The sequence below is a fragment of the Pseudomonas sp. PICF141 genome (assembly GCF_002286815.1).
In the GTDB taxonomy this organism is placed as follows: domain Bacteria; phylum Pseudomonadota; class Gammaproteobacteria; order Pseudomonadales; family Pseudomonadaceae; genus Aquipseudomonas.
In genome coordinates this window covers 15550-36229 of sequence record NZ_MUNM01000038.1, presented here as the reverse complement: position 1 = coordinate 36229, position 20680 = coordinate 15550, and the positions used below count along the sequence as shown (strand labels likewise).

Below are 20680 nucleotides of genomic sequence, written 5' to 3'. Positions count from 1 at the left end.
CATGAACGATCACAACAACAAAATCGAGTTGGAAACCGCCATGACCACGACCACCATGACCATGATCCAGGCCCTGCGCTCGGCCATGGATGTGATGCTTGAGCGTGACGACAACGTCGTGGTGTTCGGCCAGGACGTGGGCTACTTCGGCGGCGTGTTCCGTTGCACCGAAGGCCTGCAGAACAAGTACGGCACCTCCCGCGTATTTGATGCACCGATCTCCGAAAGCGGCATCGTCGGCGTCGCCGTGGGCATGGGCGCCTACGGTTTGCGGCCGGTGGCCGAGATCCAGTTCGCCGATTACGTGTACCCGGCGTCGGACCAGATCATTTCCGAAGCCGCGCGCCTGCGTTATCGCTCGGCCGGCGAGTTCACTGCACCGATGACCCTGCGCATGCCCTGCGGCGGTGGTATCTATGGCGGCCAGACCCACAGCCAGAGCATCGAGGCGATGTTCACTCAGGTCTGCGGTTTGCGTACCGTCATGCCGTCCAACCCTTACGACGCCAAGGGCCTGCTGATTGCCTCTATCGAAAACGATGACCCGGTGATCTTTCTTGAGCCCAAGCGCCTGTACAACGGCCCGTTCGACGGCCATCACGACCGTCCGGTAACCCCGTGGTCGAAACACCCCGCCGCACAAGTGCCGGACGGTTACTACACCGTGCCGCTGGACGTCGCTGCCATTGCCCGTCCGGGCAAGGACGTGACCATCCTGACCTACGGCACCACCGTTTATGTGTCGCAAGTGGCCGCTGAAGAAACCGGTATCGACGCCGAGGTCATCGACCTGCGCAGCCTGTGGCCATTGGACCTGGACACCATCGTCAAGTCGGTGAAGAAAACCGGCCGTTGCGTGATCGTTCACGAAGCGACCCGTACTTGCGGCTTCGGCGCCGAACTGGTCGCCCTGGTGCAAGAGCATTGCTTCCACTACCTGGAAGCGCCGATCGAGCGCGTCACCGGTTGGGACACACCTTACCCGCACGCGCAAGAGTGGGCGTATTTCCCTGGGCCGTCCCGTGTGGGCGCGGCTTTGCATCGGGTCATGGAGGTCTGAATGGGCACGCACGTTATTAAAATGCCGGACATTGGCGAAGGCATTGCAGAAGTTGAACTGTCTCAGTGGCACGTCAAGGTCGGTGACATGGTCGTCGAAGATCAGGTGCTGGCCGATGTCATGACCGACAAGGCGATGGTCGACATCCCGTCCCCGGTGCATGGCAAGGTGATTGCCTTGGGTGGCCAGCCTGGCGAAGTCATGGCGGTGGGCAGCATCCTGATCAGCATCGAAGTCGAAGGCGCGGGCAACGTTAAAGAGTCAGCTCAACCAGCTGCGGTTAAAGAAGCACCCGCTGCAGCGCCGAAAGTTGAAGCCGTTGTTGAGAGCAAACCGGTTGCGGCGCCTCGCCCGGCCGCCGCGTGCCAAGGCCCTATGGTTGCTCGTGAAGCCGATGAACGCCCACTGGCCTCCCCGGCCGTGCGCAAACATGCGCTGGACCTCGGCATTCAATTGCGTCTGGTGCGTGGCAGCGGCCCTGCCGGTCGGATTCTGCACGAAGACCTCGAAGCCTATTTGGCCCAGGGTCAGTCGAATGCATCGACCGCCACCGCCGCGTACGCCCAGCGTAACGAAGAAGAGCAAATTCCGGTAATCGGCATGCGCCGCAAGATCGCCCAGCGCATGCAGGATGCCACTCAGCGTGCCGCCCACTTCAGTTACGTCGAAGAAATCGACGTCACCGCCGTGGAAGAACTGCGCGCACACCTGAATGAAAAACACGGTGCGACTCGCGGCAAGCTGACCTTGCTGCCGTTCCTGGTCCGCGCGTTGGTCGTGGCCTTGCGCGACTTCCCGCAGATCAACGCCCGTTACGACGACGAAGCCCAAGTCATCACCCGCCTCGGCGCCGTGCATGTGGGCGTCGCCACCCAAGCCGACATCGGTTTGATGGTGCCGGTGGTGCGTCATGCCGAAACCCGCAGCCTGTGGGACAGCGCTGCGGAAATCTCCCGTCTGGCCACCGCCGCGCGCACTGGCAAGGCCAGTCGCGATGAGTTGTCCGGTTCGACCATCACCCTGACCAGCCTCGGCGCCCTGGGCGGCATCGTCAGTACGCCGGTGTTGAACCTGCCGGAAGTGGCGATCGTCGGTGTGAACAAAATCGTCGAACGGCCGATGGTCGTCAAAGGCCAGATCGTGATTCGCAAGATGATGAACCTCTCCAGCTCCTTCGATCACCGCGTGGTCGATGGCATGGACGCGGCGCAATTCATCCAGGCCATCCGTGGTTTGCTCGAACAACCCGCCACCTTGTTTGTGGAGTAAGAGATGCAGACTTTGAACACCACGCTGCTGATCATCGGCGGCGGCCCTGGCGGTTATGTGACGGCAATCCGTGCCGGCCAACTGGGCATTTCGACCATTCTGGTGGAAGGCGAATCGTTGGGCGGCACCTGCCTGAACATCGGCTGCATTCCGTCGAAGGCGTTGATTCACGTCGCCGAACAGTTCCATCAGACGCAACATCACAGCCAGCACTCGGCGCTGGGCATCAGCGTGTCGGCACCGACCCTGGACATCGGCAAGAGCGTCGACTGGAAAGACGGCATCGTTGATCGCCTGACCACCGGCGTTTCGGCGCTGCTGAAGAAGCACAAGGTTCAGGTCATTCGAGGCTGGGCCAAAGTGATTGACGGCAAAACCGTCGAAGTCGGCGACACGCGCATTCAGTGTGAGCACCTGGTGCTGGCCACCGGTTCGAAAAGCGTGAACCTGCCGATGCTGCCGATTGGCGGGCCGATCATCTCTTCCACCGAAGCCCTCGCGCCGACGTCCGTGCCAAAACGGCTGATTGTGGTCGGCGGCGGTTACATCGGTCTGGAGCTGGGGATTGCCTATCGCAAACTCGGCGCCGAGGTCAGCGTGGTCGAGGCGCAGGATCGCATCCTGCCAGCCTACGATGCTGAACTGACCCATCCAGTGCATGAGGCACTCAAGCAACTGGATGTGAAGCTTTACTTGAAACATAGCGTTCAAGGCTTTGATTCTGTTAACAATACATTGCAAGTGATTGACCCGAGCGGCGATAGCCTGAACCTGAAAACCGATCAGGTACTGGTAGCCGTCGGTCGCAAACCCAACACTCAAGGCTGGAACCTTGAAGCCTTGAACCTGGACATGAACGGTTCAGCGATCAAGATCGACAACCGCTGCCAGACCAGCATGCGCAACGTCTACGCCATCGGCGACTTGAGCGGCGAACCGATGCTTGCGCACCGGGCCATGGCTCAGGGTGAGATGGTCGCCGAGCTGATCAGCGGCAAACACCGCGAATTCAACCCGACCGCCATCGCCGCCGTGTGCTTCACCGACCCGGAACTGGTGGTGGTCGGCAAGACCCCGGACGAAGCCAAGGCGTCGGGGCTGGACTGCATAGTTTCCAGCTTCCCGTTCGCCGCCAATGGCCGGGCGATGACGCTGGAGTCGAGAAGCGGCTTCGTGCGGGTCGTGGCGCGGCGGGACAACCATGTGATTGTTGGTTGGCAGGCGGTGGGTGTGGGCGTGTCGGAGTTGTCGACAGCATTTGGCCAGAGCCTGGAAATGGGCGCTCGCCTGGAAGACATCGCCGGCACCATCCACGCCCATCCGACGCTGGGTGAAGCGGTGCAGGAAGCGGCGTTGCGTGCGTTGGGGCATGCGCTACATCTATAAACCGGATCTCACTGATCGTTCCCACGCTCTGCGTGGGAATGCCTCAATGGACGCTCCGCGTCCGCTTTAGGGACGCGGAGCGTCCCGGGCTGCATTCCCACGCAGAGCGTGGGAACGATCAAAGGAACGAATTGCGGGCTGCGAAATGGGCCCGGAATGAAGTATTGTTGTCCCCATCCAGAAAAATGTCAGAAGCCTTGAACCGTTTCGGCGGTTGTTAAGTGATAGAGGGTGTCATGGGTAACGAGAGCATCAATTGGGACAAGCTGGGTTTTGACTACATCAAGACAGACAAGCGCTATCTGTCGCACTGGCGTAATGGCGAGTGGGACAAAGGCACCCTGACCGAAGACAACGTGCTGCATATCAGCGAAGGCTCGACTGCCCTTCACTATGGCCAGCAGTGCTTCGAAGGCCTGAAGGCCTACCGCTGCAAGGACGGTTCGATCAACCTGTTCCGCCCGGACCAGAACGCCGCACGCATGCAACGCAGCTGCGCACGCCTGCTGATGCCGCAGGTATCCACCGAGCAGTTCATCGAAGCGTGCAAGGAAGTGGTTCGCGCCAACGAGCGTTTCATCCCGCCTTACGGCACCGGCGGCGCGCTGTACCTGCGTCCGTTCGTGATCGGCGTGGGTGACAACATCGGTGTGCGCACTGCGCCCGAGTTCATCTTCTCGATCTTCTGCATCCCGGTCGGCGCCTACTTCAAGGGCGGTTTGACCCCGCACAACTTCCTGATCTCCAGCTACGACCGCGCCGCCCCACAAGGCACCGGCGCGGCCAAGGTCGGTGGCAACTATGCCGCCAGCCTGATGCCGGGTTCCCAGGCCAAGAAGGCGCATTTTGCCGACGCCATCTACCTGGACCCGCTGACCCACACCAAAATCGAGGAAGTCGGCTCGGCCAACTTCTTCGGGATCACCCACGACAACAAGTTCGTCACCCCCAATTCCCCTTCGGTGTTGCCGGGCATCACTCGTCTGTCGTTGATCGAACTGGCCAAAACCCGTCTGGGCCTGGAAGTGGTCGAAGGTGACGTGTTCATCGACAAACTGTCCGACTTCAAGGAAGCCGGTGCTTGCGGTACGGCCGCGGTGATTACGCCAATCGGTGGCATCAGCTACAACGACAAACTGCACGTGTTCCACAGCGAAACCGAAGTCGGCCCGATCACCCAGAAGCTCTACAAAGAGCTGACCGGTGTACAGACCGGCGACGTCGAAGCGCCAGCAGGCTGGATCGTCAAAGTTTGACGCGACTGTCCGCTTGAACATAAAAGCCCGGCCATCACATTGAAGACCGGGCTTTTTTTCGTCCGCGAATCGTGGAAAAGGTCAGTAAACTTGCCACGTCCAATAGTGATCAACGGGTGTCATTAAAACCATGGGAAAACTCTGGCGAAAGTATCTGGCCTTGCTGGACACCGACTTCACCGCGCAAGTATTCGACAACATCAAGAACCTGCTGGTGTGCGCCCTGCTGTTCGCGGCGGGCACCAACGCGTTGCACAGCGATCAGTACTTGTTCATGGGGGTTCTCACCTCGAGCCTCGCCGGTTGGGGGTTGATCCTGATGTCAGCGGTGCTGATGCTGCTCAATATCAGCGACGGCCTGCGTCGGCTGTCCCGGTTGCCGTATCACACGGCGTTCCAGATCATTCTGTTTCTGGTTTACATGATCCTGGCAGTACGAGTGGTGGAAATAGTCTGGGACTTCAGGGCGTAGCAGTCACCGCACGAGGTGTTTGCCAACGCAGCTCATCCTGAGCAATCCGGGCAAACATCCATTCCACAAACACCCGTGTCTGCGCCGTCACATCTGGCGCAACACCGTAGTAATAACGCGGCAACGGCACACGCAAACCGGGCAATGGGCAGATCAACTGCCCACTCAAAAGATGGGTGCCCAGCAAAGAGGTCGGGCACAAGGCAATGCCCTGCCCCTCCACGGCGGCCTGAAGCACCAGGTGCATGTGATCGAACTGGCGGGTGACCTGAGTGGCTGACAGACTTTGACCAAAGTGCATCGCCCAATGGTGCCAGTCTTCGCGACGCGCCTTGGCGGTCAGTAACGTGTGCCGGCTCAGCGAAGTGAGGTCTTCAAGGGGCAGACGCTCGATCAGCGAGGGCGCCGCGACCAGTAACAGTTCGTCTTCGAAGAGCGGTCGAGCCTCAATCGCCGGAGCCCAGTCGTCACGACCCCGGCGAATGACGACATCGAATCCGTCGCGTGCCTGATCGGGTGCCTGGGTTTGAGTGATCACCTGCGGCTTGATGTCCGGATGCAGCGCAATGAAATCCGCCAGCCTGGGCGTCAGCCAAAGCACAGCAAAAGACGGACGGACATTGATTTTCACGGTCGGCAGCGCGGCCTGTTGCTTGAGCGCAGTCGCGGCATTGGCGATCTGCGACAGCCCTGCGCTGACCTGTTCATAAAAGCGTTGGCCGGCCGGCGTCAGCACCGATTGACGGATGCGCCGCTCGAACAGCAGCACGCCCAAATAGTCCTCAAGCAATTTGATGTGCCGACTGACGGCACTGTGGCTGACATGCAGCTCTTCGGCAGCCAGCCTGAAGCTCTGATGACGAGCAGCAACGGCAAAGGCGCGAACAGCATTAAGCGGCGGTAGTTGATTTTTCATGGGTCTAATTTAGTCACCTATGCGCTTTAATTAAAGCGTTTGTCACGCTCGTCTCATCACGCCAACCTGCCAACACGCAGCCAGCGCTACCGACGGAGCACGACATGAACAGCTATGGACTCTTTGTACTTTTCGCCACCCTGACCATTTTGAGCCCAGGGCCAGGCGTAGTCCTGACGCTGTCCAACGCGGTTCGACACGGTTGGACCGGGGCGGTGCCGGGCATTCTGGGGATCGCGTCGGGGGCGTTTGTCGTCGCCGCCATCAGCGCCACCAGTGTCGGCCTGATACTCAGCACCTCCGCGAACGCCTTTACCGCGTTGAAATACGCAGGGGCCGCCTATCTGTTGTACCTGGGCTACAAAAGCTGGCGCTCGGATCGTTTGAGCACGTTGCTTGAAACCCGCCCTTCAAGCCCTGGCTATCGCTTCCTTGAAGCGGCTTCAATGCAGCTATTGAACCCCAAGGCGGTGTTTTTCTTTCTGGCGGTGTTCCCGCAATTCATCGACACCTCGGCGCATTTCTACACCCAGTTCATCAAACTGGTCGCTTCCTACGGAGTACTGGTGATTCTGGTGCATGGCAGCTATGCCTTGCTCGCCAATGCCGCCAAAGGCTGGTTGTCGAGCCCGAAGGGTTCCTGGCTGGCGGCGAAAGTCTCCGGCGTGACCTTCGCCGGCTTTGGCGTGCTCATGGCCTCGTCGAGTCGTTAAGCCACAGGGCTGGCGATCGCGCGGCGTCGGGTCTCGGTGGACGCAGGTTGTGCTGTCGCAGCCTGAACCGGCAGCTCCATGGCGAACCGACTACTGAGTTCCTTGCGCCCCAGCGCCGTCAACGCCAGCGCCCGACTGTCCAGATCCTGCGTCACCCATTTGCGCTTGATTGCCGTTTGCAGCAATGCCGCGCCCAAGGCGCCGCCCAGATGCGGCCGACGCATGCTCCAGTCCAGGCATGGACAGGCGAAGCGGCGGCGCAAGGTGCCGAGGTTTTTGACGTCCATGCCCAATGCTTCGAACGACGCTACGCCGCTGGCACTCAGTTGATAAACCTGCTGATCGGTTTCCAGCAACCACCCCGCTTCGATCATCCGGTCATGCAACAACACCGCCAACGTGCCGGCCATATGGTCGTAGCAGGTGCGGGCGAATTGCAGGCGGTCGGGGGTGCGCGGGTTGAACGTCGGCGCGGCGTTCTGACCGATCACCATCAACGCTTCCAGCGCCTGGGCCACGCGCTTGTCCGCGAGGCTGTAATAGCGATGGCGCCCTTGAACATGCAAACGCACCAGCGCCAGTTCCTTGAGCTTGGCCAGATGAGCACTGGCGGTCGAGGCGCTGACTTCGGCAACCGCCGCCAGTTCGGTGCTGGTGCGAGCGTGGCCGTCCATCAGCGAACAGAGGATTTTCGTTCGGGCAGGTTCCGCGATGGCGGCAGCCACTTGAGAGACGCCGATGTCGTGTTGTTCTGCGTTCATATTTCGCTCCCGGACGAATCAAGCCCCTTTCGGACTGGAGATAGTAGCAACACTTTCCCACCATCGATAAGGCTGCGCCCATGGACCCGATCATCGCTGCGATTCACGCCGACCCTTACCCTTATTACGCGCAATTGCGCGCCGAGGGTGGGCTGGTTTTTCATCAAGGACTGAAACTGTGGGTCGCCAGCAGCGCTCAGGCCGTCGCCGCCGTACTGGCGCATCCGGACTGTCATGTGCGGCCCTCTCATGAACCGGTGCCCCAGGCGATTGCTCAAGGCATGGCCGGCAAGGTGTTCGGTCAGTTGATGCGGATGAATGAAGGCGAGCGGCAGCGCTGCCCGAGGGCGGCGATTGAGCCGGGGCTGGCGCTGATTGACGTGAATGAGGTCAATGCGTTGGTCGGCGCTCGATTGATTACCCCGGGCCCCGACGGGTTGTACGCGGCGATGTTTCGCGGGCCGGTCTGCGTGGTGGCGGCATTGCTGGGGTTTTCTCCGGCTCAGGGCCGGGCCATCAGCGAGCTGACCGCAGACTTCGTCGCCTGCCTGTCGCCTCTCAGCGATCAGGCACAGCTGGACACCGCCCATGTCGCGGCGGAACAGCTGAAGGGTTATTTCATCGAGCTTCTGGACGACCCGAACAATCGAAGCGCCTTGCTCGCCGGTATCCGGCAGCGTTTCGCGGTGACATCGACCGATTCTGAAAGCTTGATCGCCAACCTGATCGGATTGTTCTCCCAGACCTATGAAGCCACTGCCGGGCTGATCGGTAATGCGCTACTGGCGTTGATTCGAAACCCACAGTTGGATTCGGCTCAAGTTGATGACGTGATCGTTGATGACTTGATCGCTGAAGTCCAGCGCTTCGACCCGTCAGTGCAAAACACCCGCCGCTTCGTCGCCGCGCCGTGTGAAATCGATGGCGTGAGCCTGAACGCCGGCGACGTTATTCTGGTGCTACTGGCCTCGGCCAATCGCGATCCGCAGCTCAATGATGATCCCGATGGGTTTTTGCTCGACCGCCCGAACCGTCGCAGCTTCACGTTCGGCGCGGGCCGGCATCAATGTCCGGGACAGGTGCTGGCCATTAGCATTGCCAGTGCGACACTGAGAAAAATCCTGACCCTGAAACCCGCGCTGGACCGTTTGACTTGGCGCTACCGCCCTTCCCTGAACGGGCGTATTCCGCTTTTTGCCTGAAGGACAGCTCAAGCGTGGCGATGCTCGACCGTCAGGTGAGACAACTCATGAACCGGTGCCAGACGTTCGCGAATGGCGTCGGCATTGACACCTGCCACGGCCACGACGCTGACAATCGCGGCCCGCGCCTGAGGGCCGACGTGCCAGACGTGAAGGTCACTGATGCGAACATCGCCCGTCGACTCGAGCAGCGCACGAATTTCGGCGGCGACGTGCTCATCGGTGGTGTCGAGTAACACGCCGGCGCTGTCACGCATCAAGCCATAGGCCCATTTCGCGATCACGATGGCGCCGACGATTCCCATTACCGGATCGAGCCAGACCCAGCCCAGGTAGCGCCCGGCCAACAAAGCCACGATGGCCAGCACCGAGGTCAGCGCGTCGGCCAGTACATGTAGATACGCCGAACGCAGGTTGTTGTCGTGATGGTGAGCGTGGGCATGATTGTGATCATGGTCATGATGTCCATGATTGCCCGACAACAGAAACGCACTGACGATATTCACTGCCAGCCCCACCACCGCAATCATCGTCGCTTCGGTGAAGGCCACCGTGGTTGGCTGAAACAGTCGCACGATGGATTCGCCGGCAATGCCGAGCGACACCAGGCCCAGTACGATGGCTGAAGTAAATCCTGCCAAGTCCCCGACCTTGCCGGTACCGAAGCTGAAGCGCGAATTGTTGGCATGTCGCCTGGCAAAACCGTAAGCCAGCGCGGCAATGCCCAAGGCCCCGGCGTGGGTCGCCATATGAAAACCGTCCGCCAGCAGTGCCATGGAGCCGGTGATGTAACCGGCGGCAATTTCGCCAATCATCATCACAAACGTCAGCGCCACCACCCACAACGTGCGGCGGGCATTGTCATCGTGGGCGGCGCCTAGAAACACGTGGTCATGGGCAAAGTGCGAAGCCTGTGGTTTCAGGGTCATGGCGGTGGCCTCCATTTCGAAGTCTTCCCGTACACAGCATTCGTGATCGACACAAATTCCTGTGGGAGCAAGCCTGCTCGCGATAGCAGTCTGACAAACAACGCAAACTCCGGCTACCGCAACAAGTGACATCGCTGTGGCGAGGGGGCTTGCCCCCGTTCGGGTGCGCAGCAGCCGCAAAACTGGCGAGCGGAGATTTACCTGATGCACCGCATGCACAGGTTTTGGGGTCGCTGCGCAACCCAACGGGGGCAAGCCCCCTCGCCACAGCAAGCCCCCTCACCACAACAAGCCCCCTCGTCACAGATAGCAAAAACCCGCTGCCTCCTAACAGAGACAGCGGGTCTTGTCATTTCAGCCCACGCGCCAATCAATCATCCCGCGTCAGCACTTCCAGCAATTCAATCTCGAAAATCAGGTTCGAGTTCGGTGTAATCGCGCCCATCGACCGCTCGCCATACGCCAGATGCGCCGGCACCAGCAGTTTGCGTTTGCCGCCGACCTGCATGCCCATGATTCCCTGATCCCAGCCCTTGATTACCCGCCCGGTACCAATCACACACTGAAAAGGTTTTCCTCGGCTGTAGGAAGAATCGAATTCAGTACCGTCTTCCAGCCAACCCCGATATTGAGTAGTGATCAGGGCGCCTTTGACGGCGGCTTTGCCGTCGCCCACTTCAAGATCGATTATCTGCAGTTCATCATTCATTACATTCACTCTAGTGTGCGTCTGCCCGAACAAGCTTCATGGGCGCCGTTTTCCCAGAAATGCAGGCAGTTGGCAACCGTTTCGCTCTGTATCTGGCAGTGGCGGTGAACTAATATACCCGCCACCTCCTCCTACGGTTCGATTCACCATGATCGCGATTCCTGAATGAATTCCGTCTGGACCAGCGCTGCCATCGGCTCTCTGACCGTTACCCTGATTATCGCGCTGATCTGGCGCGATCGTTCGTTGCAAAAGCAGTTGGCCGAGTGCCGTGCGCTGATCGACAGCCTCACCGAGGGACAAAGCATCCACCAGGAAGGCGACGCCGAACGCTTCAAACGCAGCCAGTACTTCGCCCGCATCGGCACCTGGGACTGGGAGGTTGATACTGACAAGCTCTACTGGTCGGACGCGATCTATGGCATGTTCGGGTTCAAGATCGGCGAAGTGACGCCCTCCTACGCACTGTTTTGCGCCTGCGTGCACCCGGACGACCGGGGCAAGGTCCGCGCCGGCGAATTGCGTTGCCTGGAAACTGGTGAAAACCACGATGAGGAATACCGCGTGGTCTGGCCGGATGGCAGCATCCGCTGGCTGCGGGAAACCGGCAATGTGGTCAAGAACGACCATGACGCCACGATCAAGATGATGGGCGTGGTGCGCGACATCACCGAAGAAAAGGCCTCCGCCAGTTACCTGCAACACTTGGCCCATTACGACCCGCTCACCGGCCTGCCCAATCGCCTGGTGCTCGAAGAACGCCTGTCCGATGCCCTGGCACAGGCCCGTCTCAGCGCCACGCGGGTGGCACTGGTGTTTGTCGACCTCAATGGGTTCAAGGCGATCAACGACCTCTATGGCCATGCGGCCGGCGACCGCGTACTGATCACAACCGCCACACGCCTGAAGAAAATCCTGCGTTCAACCGACACCGTCGCGCGGATCGGTGGCGACGAATTCGTGGTCATTCTGCAAGGCCTTCCCCAAGGCAACAGCCTGCAAGACGAAGCCCGGAGCATCTGCCAGAAAATCTTCATCGAACTCGCACCGCCGGTGACTATCGGCAACGACCAGCGCCATATCGGTAGCAGCCTGGGTGTGGCGGTGTTCCCGGACCATGCGCCGAGCATGGACCGGTTGATTCACATTGCCGATCTCGCGATGTATGAGGCCAAGCGCAGTGGGAATAATCAGTATCGGTTGGGCGGTCAGGTAGCGAGCCCTAGCCGGGTCGACTGACCCATTCACTCGTTGCGTTGGCCAAATGGAACACCGTTAAAGGTGTGGGTGCAACAAGAGCAGTAAGGGGTCATGTATTCAGCCGTCAGTTCAGGATTGACGATCTGCAAACAGCCCTGATCATCGACATACAAACCGCTGAAATAGCTCGACTCCCCCAGCCGAACCTGCTCCTGCCTGTCCTTTTCATGCAGGGCAACCATCCAGAACACCGGCTCAGGTCGATCCAGGCGAGCCACCGCTTCGCTGAAAACCTCATCCCACTGTCCACCAACGTGAGACAACAGGAATCGGAACAACGGTGTGTAATCCAGGCCGTGCCGGCGGGTTCCATGCATCGAACCGCGTGATGACTCACTATGGATTTCGGCTTTGGTATGGCGCTGATACCGGTACTCACCCGAGTAATCATTCAGCCGAACACCCCTGGTACGAGTGTTGATCTTGCGGTAGAGGGGCTTCTTTTCCAACGGGGCGCTCCTGACTTCCAGTCAATCAAATACCCTAGGCGTTTTACTCGAACGGTGGACAATATCAATCAGGCCGCCGTGGCTGAATGTTTCAAACGGCTTGTAGTGTCCAAAAATCATTAGGCCAGTTCAGCCTGCTCGCTATAACGGTGTGTCAGCTAATAACGTTGTACGTTCATAGCTGACGCATCCGGCTCCAGCCTTTATTCTGTGCGCTCCCGCCGTATCGAGTTTTTGGAGTTTCACATGCCCCACGAAGGCAACCTGTTGCAAGCCGCTGTCGTCTTTTTATTCGCGGCGGTACTCACCGTCCCCTTGGCCAAGCGCCTGCAGTTGGGGGCAGTGTTGGGTTATCTGTTCGCCGGAGTGATCATCGGGCCGTCGGTGCTGGGGTTGATCGGTAACCCGCAAAGCGTCAGCCACATTTCCGAACTCGGGGTGGTGTTGCTGCTGTTCATCATCGGCCTTGAGCTGTCGCCACGACGCTTGTGGGTGATGCGCAAATCGGTGTTCGGCGTGGGCCTGGCGCAGGTGTTGCTGACCGGTTCGGTGATTGGTGTGCTGGCGTTGTTTGTGTTCGGCCAATCCCTGAACAGTGCCATCGTGTTAGGTCTGGGCCTGGCGCTGTCGTCCACCGCATTTGGTTTGCAAAGCCTGGCCGAGCGCAAGGAACTGACCAGCCCCCATGGGCGGTTGGCGTTCGCGATTTTGCTGTTCCAGGACATCGCCGCGATCCCGCTGATTGCGATGGTGCCGCTGCTGGCAGGCGGCGATCACACCAGCAGTGCCGCCGAAGATTTGAACCATGGCTTGCGGGTACTGGGCAGTATCGCGGTGGTGGTGATTGGCGGACGGTACTTGCTGCGACCGGTGTTTCGCGTGGTGGCCAAAACCGGTCTGCCGGAGGTGTCCACCGCCACCGCATTGCTGGTGGTGATTGGTACAGCGTGGTTGATGGACCTGGTCGGCGTGTCCATGGCCCTCGGCGCATTCCTCGCCGGTTTGCTGCTGGCGGATTCCGAATACCGCCACGAGCTGGAGGCGCAGATCGAACCGTTCAAGGGCCTGCTGCTGGGGCTGTTTTTCATCAGCGTCGGCATGGGCGCCAATTTGAGTTTGCTGCTCAGTGCGCCGGTCGTGGTGCTGGGGCTGACCCTGTTGCTGATCGCTATCAAGTTGCCGCTGCTGTTCGTTGTCGGTCGATTGGCCGGAGGTTTGGGCAAGGTCAATGCGATTCGCCTCGGCATCGTGCTGGCGGCCGGTGGTGAGTTCGCCTTTGTGGTGTTCAAGATCGGTCGGGATCAGGGCTTGTTCGAGCCGCGTCTGTACGACTTGCTGGTGCTGACCATCACCCTGTCGATGGCGTTGACGCCGCTGTTGCTGCTGGCCTGCGCACGACTGGTCAAACCCAAGGTTCAACCGGTGGTGGTGCCGGAAAAATTCCGTGAAATCGACACCGATACACCGCGCGTAGTGATCGCCGGCATGGGCCGTATGGGGCAGATCGTGGCGCGGATTCTGCGGGCGCAGAACATCAAGTTCGTCGCCCTCGACACCTCAGTGGAAACCATCGAACTGTCCCGCAGCTTCGGCGGCGTGCCGGTGTTCTACGGCGACCCGATGCGCCCGGAAATCCTCAGCGCGGCCAAGGTCGAGCAAGCGGAGTTTTTCGTGATCGCCACCGATGATCCGGAGACCAACATCAAGACGGCCGAGGTGGTGCACAAGCTCTATCCGCACATCAAAATCATCGCCCGGGCGCGTAACCGTCAACATGTGCACCGGTTGGTGGATGTCGGGGCGCAGGCGGTGCGGGAAACTTATTACTCCAGCCTGGAAATGACCCGGCGGACCCTGGTCGGCCTGGGCCTGACACAGGCCCAGGCAGATGCGCGGATCAAGCGCTTTACCCATCACGATGAACAGGTGCTGGAGGCCCAGCACGCGGTGTATGACGATGCGGCCAAAGTGATGCAGACTGCCCAGGAAGCGCGGGCGGAATTGGCAAAACTGTTTGAGTCGGATCAGTTGGAAGAGGAAGCGGGTAAGGTTTGATCCAGATCATTCCCACGCTCCGCGTGGGAATGCCGCCATGGACGCTCTGCGTCCGCTCTTGAAATGTGACGCAGAGCGTCACGGGATGCATTCCCACGCAGAGCGTGGGAACGATCACCTGGCAAGGAATCCACGATGGCAGACCAGACCTCCCCCGCCCTGAAGGAAATCTTCAACGCCGAACGCCTCGCGCACATCGCCACCGAGATAACTGCGGTCTACCCCGGCTTCGATGCCAAGGCTTTCCTGAAACTGGCCAAAACCGGTCTGGCGGAATTGTCAGTCATGCAACGCATGGCCCGCGTCAGCGAATGCCTGCACGCGATATTGCCACTCGGTTATGAAGAATCCCTCGACGTCCTGCGCGCCCTCGCCCCGCGCCTCAATAGCGCCTTCGTCAGTATGTTTTTGCCGCACTATGTCGCGACCTATGGCGCTCACGCGTTTGATCTGTCGATGGACGCACTCAAATATTTCACCGCCTTCGGCTCATCGGAATTCGCGATCCGGCACTTCCTGCGCAGTGATTTCGAACGTTCACTCAAACTGATGCACGATTGGTCGCTGGATGAAAACGAACACGTCCGGCGCCTGGCCAGCGAAGGCAGCCGACCGCGCCTGCCATGGTCGTTCCGCCTGGAACAGGTCCAGGCCGACCCGACACTGGCGGCTGCGATCCTCGACAACCTCAAGGCCGACGACAGCCTCTACGTGCGCAAGTCCGTGGCCAACCACCTCAACGACATCACCAAGGATCATCCCGAGTGGGTGCTGGCGCTGATCGAGGGCTGGTCGCTGGACAACAAACACACGGCGTGGATCGCCAGACACGCTCTGCGCAGTTTGATCAAACAAGGTAACAAGCGGGCGCTGGCAATCATTGGCGCGGGCGGCAAGCCCGAGGTTGAAATCATTGACGTGAAGGTCGAACCGGCGGTGATTCGTCTGGGTGAGAAAATCACCCTGTCTTTCAGAGTGAAGTCCACGGTCCCGGACAGTCAGCGATTGGTGATCGATTACGCTATCGATTATGTCAAAGCCAACGGCAGCACCTCGGCAAAGGTGTTCAAACTTAAAGCCCTCACGCTGTCCGACAATGCCAGCGAAGCCATTAGTCGCAGTCAGCACATCAAGGAACTGACCACCCGCAGGCACTATGCCGGCCAGCACGCGGTGCACATTCTGGTAAATGGCGAACGCTTGGCCAGCACCCAATTCCGAATTATCACTGACGCTCATTGACGCCCACACCAACGCCCCCCGGCAGCATGCGCGTGAGCGTGTTATCGCGGACCCAGTAGTGATGGAACAACCCCGCTGCTGCGTGCAAACCAATCAACCAATAGCCAGCGCTGCCGAGCCATTCATGCCAATGCTTGAGTTGCTTGGCCAGATCGGGATCAACCGCAACCGGCGCCGGCAGGAAAAAACCGAAATACGGCATCGGCTTGTTCCCGGCGGCCAGCATCAACCAGGCCAATAGCGGCGTAGCGATCATCAGCCCGTACAGCGCCAGTGCATAAGGTGCGAGACGCCCGTCTGCCAGGTGGGCGGGGTCGGGGTAATCGGTGGCCGGGGCGTGAGGCGCCCGAACAAGCGAACCCAGACCAGCGCAAAAATACTCAACCCGAATACGCCGTGCAGCCCCAGAAACAGGCCCCGCAAGGCATGCCCACGGGGCAGCAATCCTTTGATCTCGATGCAACCATAAACGCCGACGAACAGCGCCAGCATCAGCCAATGCAAGGTGATCGAGAGTTTTCCATACCGGTGTACCGCTGAATCTCGGGTCATAAGAGCCTCTTGAAGATCGGTGGCAGCTGCCGACTCATTTCGTACAGCCTGGATCCGGTTTCGTCGAACCGACCGGCGTCACCCTGCCCGTCCAGTCTTAAGACAATCTGAAGGTCCACCTTCAGACTCCGTTAAGAATTGCCTTTGATACTCCTCCCGAACTTACTCAGGGAGGCGTTCTTGCCCATGCCCGATTTCGACTGGAATATCCCGATGCCCCTGCACTTCGGCCAAGCCGAAACTCCGCAGATGAGTCTGGCCAGAGCCTTGGCGGACGATCCCCAGCGTCCGGTTTTCGAAGCCTTTATCCAGCAGCGTTTTCGAAAGGCCCACGGCGCCGACATCCGCCAATTCATGCCGCAACTGTTCGGCATGAGCGATGCCTCAGGCTCGCTGTCTGCAGTGGCTGGCGTACGACTGGCCAATGTCGAACCCTTGTTTCTGGAGCGTTACCTGGATGAGGCAATCGATCCGCTGATCAGCGACACCGCCGGGCAACCCGTGGACCGGGCAGGTATTGTCGAGGTCGGTAACCTCGCCGCCAGCGATACCGGCAGTGCGCGCCTGAGCATCATTGCCATCACCTACCTGTTGGCCATGGGTGGGCTGGAATGGGTGGCGTTCACCGGCAACATCGGGCTGGTGAACAGTTTTCATCGCCTGGGCTTGAGGCCGGTAACGCTCTGCGCCGCCGACCCAGCGCGGCTGGGCGACGACCGTCACCTCTGGGGCAGTTATTACGAGAGCCAGCCATGGGTGCATGTCGGCAACATCCGCGCCGGTTTCATCCATTTGCGCAACATCGGTCTGTTCAATCGCCTGGGGTTGCCGACGTCCCTTGAGGAGTCCAGCCATGTCGCTTGAAATGGAGCGGTTCAAGCAGACCTTGCGCAATCATGCCGAGCGCAAGACCAACACCATCGCCTTGTGGGGCGATCAGTTGAAACTGGACTACGCCACGCTCTACGCCGAGGTCATGTACCGCCAACAGCGTCTGCGCGATGAGCACGTCAAAGTGGTCGCGCTGGCCCTGGACAACGGCATCGAGGCGATGCTCTGGGATCTGGCCGTCCTGTTCGAAGGCCTGACCTGCCTGACGTTGCCGCCCTTCTTCAGCCCGGCACAACGCAGCCATTGCCTGGAACAGAGCCAGGCAGCCCTGATGATTGCCGAACCGGACCTGGAGGCCGAACTGCAAGCAGCCGGCTACGAAAAGACCGGTGAATTCTGGCGTCGCACCTTCAACGGCCCGAACCGGATACCCGAAGGCACCGCCAAACTGACCTTCACCTCAGGCACCACCGGCACGCCCAAAGGCGTGTGCCTGAGCGCCGAGAGCCTTTTGCGAGTGGCCCGCGAACTGGATCAGGCCAGCAAACCCACCGACCCACGTCATCACTTGGCGCTGCTGCCCCTGGCGATTCTGCTGGAAAACCTCGGTTGTTATGCCGCGCTGTATGCCGGCGCGACCTTGAGCGTACCGAGCCAGAAAACCCTGGGCATTCAGGGTGCCAGCGGTGTCGATGCGCCACGACTGTCGGGTTGTCTGGCCACCCGCAAACCGGAAAGTCTGATCCTGGTGCCGCAGTTGCTGCTGATGCTGGTCAGCGCCGCCGAGCAAAAAGCGTTCAACCCCCAATCGTTGCGTTTTGCTGCGGTCGGTGGTGCACGGGTTAGCGAAGAATTATTGCATCGCGCCCAGCGCATCGGCATCCCGGTCTATGAAGGTTACGGGTTGTCGGAATGCTCGTCGGTGGTGTGCCTCAATCGCCCGGGCGCGCGCCGCCCTGGTAGCGTTGGCAGGCCTTTGCCCCATGTCGGGATTCGCCTGGCCGATGATGGTGAAGTACTGGTCAAGGGCTCGACCCTGCTCGGCTATCTGGGACAAGCGCCCTTCCCCGATGATTGGTGGCCGACCGGCGATCTCGGCGAGTTCGACCCGGAAGGTTTTCTCTACCTCAACGGGCGCAAGAAGCATCAGTTCGTCACCAGTTTCGGCCGCAACGTCAATCCGGAATGGGTCGAGGCTGAACTCACTCAGCGTCGCCACATCGCTCAGGCATTCGTCTACGGCGAAGCGATGCCGAGCAACCACGCTCTGCTCTGGCCCCATTGGCCGGACTGCACCGATGACGAAATGGCCGCCGCCGTGGCCCAGGCCAACGAAGCCTTGCCCGATTACGCCCAGGTTCATCACTGGACCCGTCTCGATCAACCGTTTACCGCCGCCAACGGTTTGCTGACCGCCAATGGCCGACCGCGCCGCGATGCCATTGTCGAGCGTTACCGGGCGCAGCTCACTGAATTGGTTTTTTCCGAGGAATCCGCATCATGAGTTTTTTCGACACCCTGCAAGAAGCTACCCAGCAGGAACGCCACGAGTTGTTCAACCTGCCGGTCATCCGCGATGCCCTTGAGGGTAAGGTCAGCCTGGAGAGCTACCGTGCCTTCCTCGCTCAGGCCTACTACCACGTGCGCCATACCGTGCCGCTGATGATGGCGTGCGGCGCACGTCTGCCGCAGCGGCTGGAATGGCTACGCAAAGCGGTGTGCGAGTACATCGACGAGGAGTACGGCCACGAACAGTGGATACTCGACGACATCGCGGCCTGTGGCGGTGACAAAGAGGCGGTGCGTGACGGTCGTCCATCGCTGCCGATCGAGTTGATGATCAGCTTCCTCTACGACCTGATTGCCCGAGACAACCCGGTGGGCCTGTTCGGCATGGTCAATGTGCTGGAAGGCACCAGCATAGCCCTGGCCACCCATGCGGCCGGCAGCATCCGCGAACGCCTGGAGCTGCCGGAAACTGCCTTCAGCTACCTGAGTTCCCACGGTTCGCTGGACATCGAACACATGCAGACCTACCGCCAGCTGATGAACACACTCCAAGACCCGGCAGATCAAGCCGCGGTGATTCATGCCTCAAAGGTCGTTTACACGCTCTATACCGACATGTTCCGTGGCCTGCCCCGCGATGGGGAGAACCTGCATGCAGCTGCATGAAGCCCGTGTGGTTCTGACCGGAGCCAGCGGGGGTATCGGCCTGGCCATCGCCAGCGCCCTGTGTGCCAGTGGCGCACGGGTGTTGGCCGTATGCCGGCACCGGGAGGCGCTGGAACCCTTGCTCGAACGCTACCCGATGCACCTGTGTTGGGTCGGCGCTGACCTGACCGTCCCCGGCGATCGATGCAAAGTGCTGGCTGCGGGCGAAGCCATCGGTGGCATCAACCTGCTGGTCAACGCCGCCGGGGTCAACCAATTCGCCATGCTCGAACAGCTCGATGACAGCGAGATCAATGCGATGCTCGCGGTGAACATCAGTGCGCCGATCTGCCTGACCAGGCTTTTGCTGCCGCTGCTCAAGCAAGCCGAGAGCGCCATGGTGGTGAACGTCGGCTCGACCTACGGCTCCATCGGTTATCCCGGTTACGCCAGCTATTGCGCCACCAAGTTCGCCCTGCGCGGTTTCTCCGAAGCCCTGCGCCGGGAGCTGGCCGACACCCGGATCAGCGTGCTCTACGTCGCCCCCCGGGCGACCCACACCAGCATGAACAGCCCGGCGGCCCAGGCGCTGAACGATGCGCTCAACGCCAATGTCGACGATCCGCAAACTGTCGCTTCGGCGGTCATCCACGCGATTGCCGGTGACCGGCGCGATGTGTACCTGGGCTGGCCGGAGCGTTTTTTCGTTCGCCTGAACAGTCTGTTGCCACATTTGGTGGACCGTGGCCTGCGCAAGCAGTTGCCGCTGATCCGTCGCCTCAGTCAGAAACCCGATAACGAGAGTCTCAAACCATGAAAAAAATCGTCACTTGCTTGCTGCTCGGAGTGTTGAGCCAAAGCGTCTGGGCGCTGGACACCGCCGATCAGCAACGCCTCAATGGCATTCAGCAAAGCTGGGCGCACATTCAATACGAATTGCCCGCCGACCAGCGTACCGCGGCCTTCGAAAAACTCGCGACCCAGACTTCGGCCTTCACCCGGGAACGCCAGTCCCTGGCCGAAGCGTGGATCTGGTCCGGTATCGTCACCAGCAGTTGGGCCGGCGCCCAAGGTGGCATCGGAGCCCTGAGCAAGGTCAAGGCCGCCAAAGTCGATCTGGAAAAAGCCCTCGCCATTGATCCCAAGGCCCTGCAGGGCTCGGCCTACACCAGCCTTGCGGCGTTGTATGATCGCGTGCCCGGTTGGCCCATCGGTTTTGGCGATGCCGACAAGGCCGAACAGCTGTTAAAGCAGGCTTTGCAGCTGAACCCGGCCGGCATCGACAGTCTGTACTTCTGGGGCGATCACCTTTACCGTCAAAAGCGCTATGGTGAAGCCAGGGACGCACTGCAAAAAGCCCTGCAAGCGGCACCACGCCCTGGCCGGGAAAGCGCCGATGCCGGGCGGCGCAAAGAGATCGAGGCATTACTGGTGGACGTGAACAAAAAACTCAACTGACAGGAG

General features: G+C 60.2%; 22 protein-coding genes. 15 read left to right on the top strand and 7 right to left on the bottom strand.

The features are described 5' to 3' along the window. The first annotated feature begins 1 nt into the window (after position 1). The 5 genes from BZL43_RS09425 (at position 2) to BZL43_RS09400 (ending at position 5443) form a co-directional block, all read left to right on the top strand. Complete coding sequence (locus BZL43_RS09425) at positions 2-1060, top strand: alpha-ketoacid dehydrogenase subunit beta (RefSeq protein WP_007895121.1); 1059 nt, start codon at positions 2-4, stop codon at positions 1058-1060. Continuing rightward, positions 1061-2329, top strand: coding sequence for a dihydrolipoamide acetyltransferase family protein (locus BZL43_RS09420; RefSeq protein WP_095632063.1), 1269 nt, complete (start codon positions 1061-1063; stop codon positions 2327-2329). Between the two features lie 3 nt (positions 2330-2332). After that, entirely contained in the window at positions 2333-3715 is a 1383-nt protein-coding gene (gene lpdA / locus BZL43_RS09415; protein ID WP_095632062.1) for a dihydrolipoyl dehydrogenase, read from the top strand. Between the two features lie 236 nt (positions 3716-3951). Continuing rightward, positions 3952-4971, top strand: coding sequence for a branched-chain amino acid aminotransferase (locus BZL43_RS09405; RefSeq protein WP_095632060.1), 1020 nt, complete (start codon positions 3952-3954; stop codon positions 4969-4971). A 130-nt stretch (positions 4972-5101) separates the two neighbouring features. Further along, positions 5102-5443, top strand: coding sequence for a hypothetical protein (locus tag BZL43_RS09400; protein ID WP_095632059.1), 342 nt, complete (start codon positions 5102-5104; stop codon positions 5441-5443). Here the strand turns inward: BZL43_RS09400 and BZL43_RS09395 are convergent. Beyond that, on the bottom strand, positions 5433-6359 hold the full coding sequence (locus BZL43_RS09395; protein WP_095632058.1) for a LysR substrate-binding domain-containing protein: 927 nt from the start codon (positions 6357-6359) through the stop codon (positions 5433-5435). The two genes, BZL43_RS09400 and BZL43_RS09395, sit on opposite strands and share 11 nt — an antisense overlap. Positions 6360-6463: 104 nt before the next feature. Here BZL43_RS09395 and BZL43_RS09390 point away from each other — a divergent pair, with 104 nt between their 5' ends. Further along, positions 6464-7072 carry a LysE family translocator gene (locus BZL43_RS09390; RefSeq protein WP_095632057.1) on the top strand — a complete coding sequence of 203 codons (609 nt, stop codon included), beginning with the start codon at positions 6464-6466 and terminating at the stop codon, positions 7070-7072. Here the strand turns inward: BZL43_RS09390 and BZL43_RS09385 are convergent. Further along, positions 7069-7833 carry a helix-turn-helix transcriptional regulator gene (locus tag BZL43_RS09385; RefSeq protein WP_095632056.1) on the bottom strand — a complete coding sequence of 255 codons (765 nt, stop codon included), beginning with the start codon at positions 7831-7833 and terminating at the stop codon, positions 7069-7071. The genes BZL43_RS09390 and BZL43_RS09385 overlap by 4 nt on opposite strands. A gap of 80 nt (positions 7834-7913) precedes the next feature. Between BZL43_RS09385 and BZL43_RS09380 the strand changes: the two genes are divergently transcribed. Further along, positions 7914-9035: a cytochrome P450 gene (locus BZL43_RS09380; protein ID WP_095632055.1), complete on the top strand. Its 1122-nt coding sequence runs from the start codon at positions 7914-7916 to the stop codon at positions 9033-9035. 8 nt (positions 9036-9043) lie between these two features. Here the strand turns inward: BZL43_RS09380 and dmeF are convergent, their stop codons facing one another. Both dmeF and BZL43_RS09370 read right to left on the bottom strand, forming a co-directional pair. Then, entirely contained in the window at positions 9044-9964 is a 921-nt protein-coding gene (gene dmeF / locus BZL43_RS09375; RefSeq protein ID WP_095632070.1) for a CDF family Co(II)/Ni(II) efflux transporter DmeF, read from the bottom strand. 370 nt (positions 9965-10334) lie between these two features. Beyond that, a complete protein-coding gene (locus tag BZL43_RS09370; RefSeq protein WP_095632054.1) occupies positions 10335-10673 on the bottom strand; it encodes an FKBP-type peptidyl-prolyl cis-trans isomerase in 339 nt (112 codons plus the stop codon). Between the two features lie 165 nt (positions 10674-10838). Here BZL43_RS09370 and BZL43_RS09365 point away from each other — a divergent pair, with 165 nt between their 5' ends. Continuing rightward, the gene (locus tag BZL43_RS09365) at positions 10839-11912 is read left to right on the top strand and encodes a sensor domain-containing diguanylate cyclase (RefSeq protein ID WP_095632053.1); all 1074 of its coding nucleotides are present in this window, start codon (positions 10839-10841) and stop codon (positions 11910-11912) included. 5 nt (positions 11913-11917) lie between these two features. On the opposite strand, the gene BZL43_RS09360 is transcribed toward BZL43_RS09365, so the two are convergent. Further along, positions 11918-12382 (bottom strand): hypothetical protein, encoded by a 465-nt coding sequence (locus BZL43_RS09360; RefSeq protein ID WP_095632052.1) that lies wholly within the window; start codon positions 12380-12382, stop codon positions 11918-11920. Between the two features lie 246 nt (positions 12383-12628). On the opposite strand from BZL43_RS09360, the gene BZL43_RS09355 reads away from it, so the two are divergent. Continuing rightward, positions 12629-14437 (top strand): monovalent cation:proton antiporter-2 (CPA2) family protein, encoded by a 1809-nt coding sequence (locus tag BZL43_RS09355; protein WP_095632051.1) that lies wholly within the window; start codon positions 12629-12631, stop codon positions 14435-14437. Between the two features lie 135 nt (positions 14438-14572). Then, positions 14573-15679 carry a DNA alkylation repair protein gene (locus tag BZL43_RS09350; protein ID WP_095632050.1) on the top strand — a complete coding sequence of 369 codons (1107 nt, stop codon included), beginning with the start codon at positions 14573-14575 and terminating at the stop codon, positions 15677-15679. Here BZL43_RS09350 and BZL43_RS09345 read toward each other — a convergent pair. Further along, complete coding sequence (locus tag BZL43_RS09345) at positions 15663-15983, bottom strand: cytochrome b (protein ID WP_256582828.1); 321 nt, start codon at positions 15981-15983, stop codon at positions 15663-15665. The two genes, BZL43_RS09350 and BZL43_RS09345, sit on opposite strands and share 17 nt — an antisense overlap. Then, on the bottom strand, positions 15935-16231 hold the full coding sequence (locus tag BZL43_RS28535; RefSeq protein ID WP_256582829.1) for a cytochrome b: 297 nt from the start codon (positions 16229-16231) through the stop codon (positions 15935-15937). The genes BZL43_RS09345 and BZL43_RS28535 overlap by 49 nt, the downstream gene beginning before the upstream one ends. Positions 16232-16417: 186 nt before the next feature. On the opposite strand from BZL43_RS28535, the gene BZL43_RS09340 reads away from it, so the two are divergent. From BZL43_RS09340 to BZL43_RS09320, 5 genes are read left to right on the top strand one after another with little or no spacing between them, the layout of a single operon-like run. Continuing rightward, complete coding sequence (locus BZL43_RS09340) at positions 16418-17095, top strand: thermostable hemolysin (protein ID WP_095632048.1); 678 nt, start codon at positions 16418-16420, stop codon at positions 17093-17095. Further along, a complete protein-coding gene (locus BZL43_RS09335; protein ID WP_095632047.1) occupies positions 17085-18566 on the top strand; it encodes an AMP-binding protein in 1482 nt (493 codons plus the stop codon). The genes BZL43_RS09340 and BZL43_RS09335 overlap by 11 nt, the downstream gene beginning before the upstream one ends. After that, positions 18563-19237: a TenA family transcriptional regulator gene (locus BZL43_RS09330; protein ID WP_095632046.1), complete on the top strand. Its 675-nt coding sequence runs from the start codon at positions 18563-18565 to the stop codon at positions 19235-19237. Before BZL43_RS09335 ends, BZL43_RS09330 begins: the two co-directional genes overlap by 4 nt. Further along, entirely contained in the window at positions 19224-20033 is an 810-nt protein-coding gene (locus BZL43_RS09325) for an SDR family oxidoreductase (RefSeq protein ID WP_095632045.1), read from the top strand. The genes BZL43_RS09330 and BZL43_RS09325 overlap by 14 nt, the downstream gene beginning before the upstream one ends. Continuing rightward, entirely contained in the window at positions 20030-20674 is a 645-nt protein-coding gene (locus tag BZL43_RS09320; protein WP_095632044.1) for a tetratricopeptide repeat protein, read from the top strand. The genes BZL43_RS09325 and BZL43_RS09320 overlap by 4 nt, the downstream gene beginning before the upstream one ends. Positions 20675-20680 lie beyond the last annotated feature (6 nt).

Coding starts and splice junctions, on each gene's coding strand:
- BZL43_RS09325 (WP_095632045.1), top strand. CDS start 19,224: ATGCAGCTGCATGAAGCCCGTGTGGTTCTGACCGGAGCCAGCGGGGGT.
- BZL43_RS09385 (WP_095632056.1), bottom strand. CDS start 7,833: ATGAACGCAGAACAACACGACATCGGCGTCTCTCAAGTGGCTGCCGCC.
- BZL43_RS09395 (WP_095632058.1), bottom strand. CDS start 6,359: ATGAAAAATCAACTACCGCCGCTTAATGCTGTTCGCGCCTTTGCCGTT.
- dmeF (WP_095632070.1), bottom strand. CDS start 9,964: ATGACCCTGAAACCACAGGCTTCGCACTTTGCCCATGACCACGTGTTT.
- BZL43_RS09420 (WP_095632063.1), top strand. CDS start 1,061: ATGGGCACGCACGTTATTAAAATGCCGGACATTGGCGAAGGCATTGCA.
- BZL43_RS09400 (WP_095632059.1), top strand. CDS start 5,102: ATGGGAAAACTCTGGCGAAAGTATCTGGCCTTGCTGGACACCGACTTC.
- BZL43_RS09330 (WP_095632046.1), top strand. CDS start 18,563: ATGAGTTTTTTCGACACCCTGCAAGAAGCTACCCAGCAGGAACGCCAC.
- BZL43_RS09380 (WP_095632055.1), top strand. CDS start 7,914: ATGGACCCGATCATCGCTGCGATTCACGCCGACCCTTACCCTTATTAC.
- BZL43_RS09390 (WP_095632057.1), top strand. CDS start 6,464: ATGAACAGCTATGGACTCTTTGTACTTTTCGCCACCCTGACCATTTTG.
- BZL43_RS09425 (WP_007895121.1), top strand. CDS start 2: ATGAACGATCACAACAACAAAATCGAGTTGGAAACCGCCATGACCACG.
- BZL43_RS09370 (WP_095632054.1), bottom strand. CDS start 10,673: ATGAATGATGAACTGCAGATAATCGATCTTGAAGTGGGCGACGGCAAA.
- BZL43_RS09365 (WP_095632053.1), top strand. CDS start 10,839: ATGAATTCCGTCTGGACCAGCGCTGCCATCGGCTCTCTGACCGTTACC.
- BZL43_RS09405 (WP_095632060.1), top strand. CDS start 3,952: ATGGGTAACGAGAGCATCAATTGGGACAAGCTGGGTTTTGACTACATC.
- BZL43_RS09335 (WP_095632047.1), top strand. CDS start 17,085: ATGTCGCTTGAAATGGAGCGGTTCAAGCAGACCTTGCGCAATCATGCC.
- lpdA (WP_095632062.1), top strand. CDS start 2,333: ATGCAGACTTTGAACACCACGCTGCTGATCATCGGCGGCGGCCCTGGC.
- BZL43_RS09320 (WP_095632044.1), top strand. CDS start 20,030: ATGAAAAAAATCGTCACTTGCTTGCTGCTCGGAGTGTTGAGCCAAAGC.
- BZL43_RS09355 (WP_095632051.1), top strand. CDS start 12,629: ATGCCCCACGAAGGCAACCTGTTGCAAGCCGCTGTCGTCTTTTTATTC.
- BZL43_RS09350 (WP_095632050.1), top strand. CDS start 14,573: ATGGCAGACCAGACCTCCCCCGCCCTGAAGGAAATCTTCAACGCCGAA.
- BZL43_RS09340 (WP_095632048.1), top strand. CDS start 16,418: ATGCCCGATTTCGACTGGAATATCCCGATGCCCCTGCACTTCGGCCAA.
- BZL43_RS28535 (WP_256582829.1), bottom strand. CDS start 16,231: ATGACCCGAGATTCAGCGGTACACCGGTATGGAAAACTCTCGATCACC.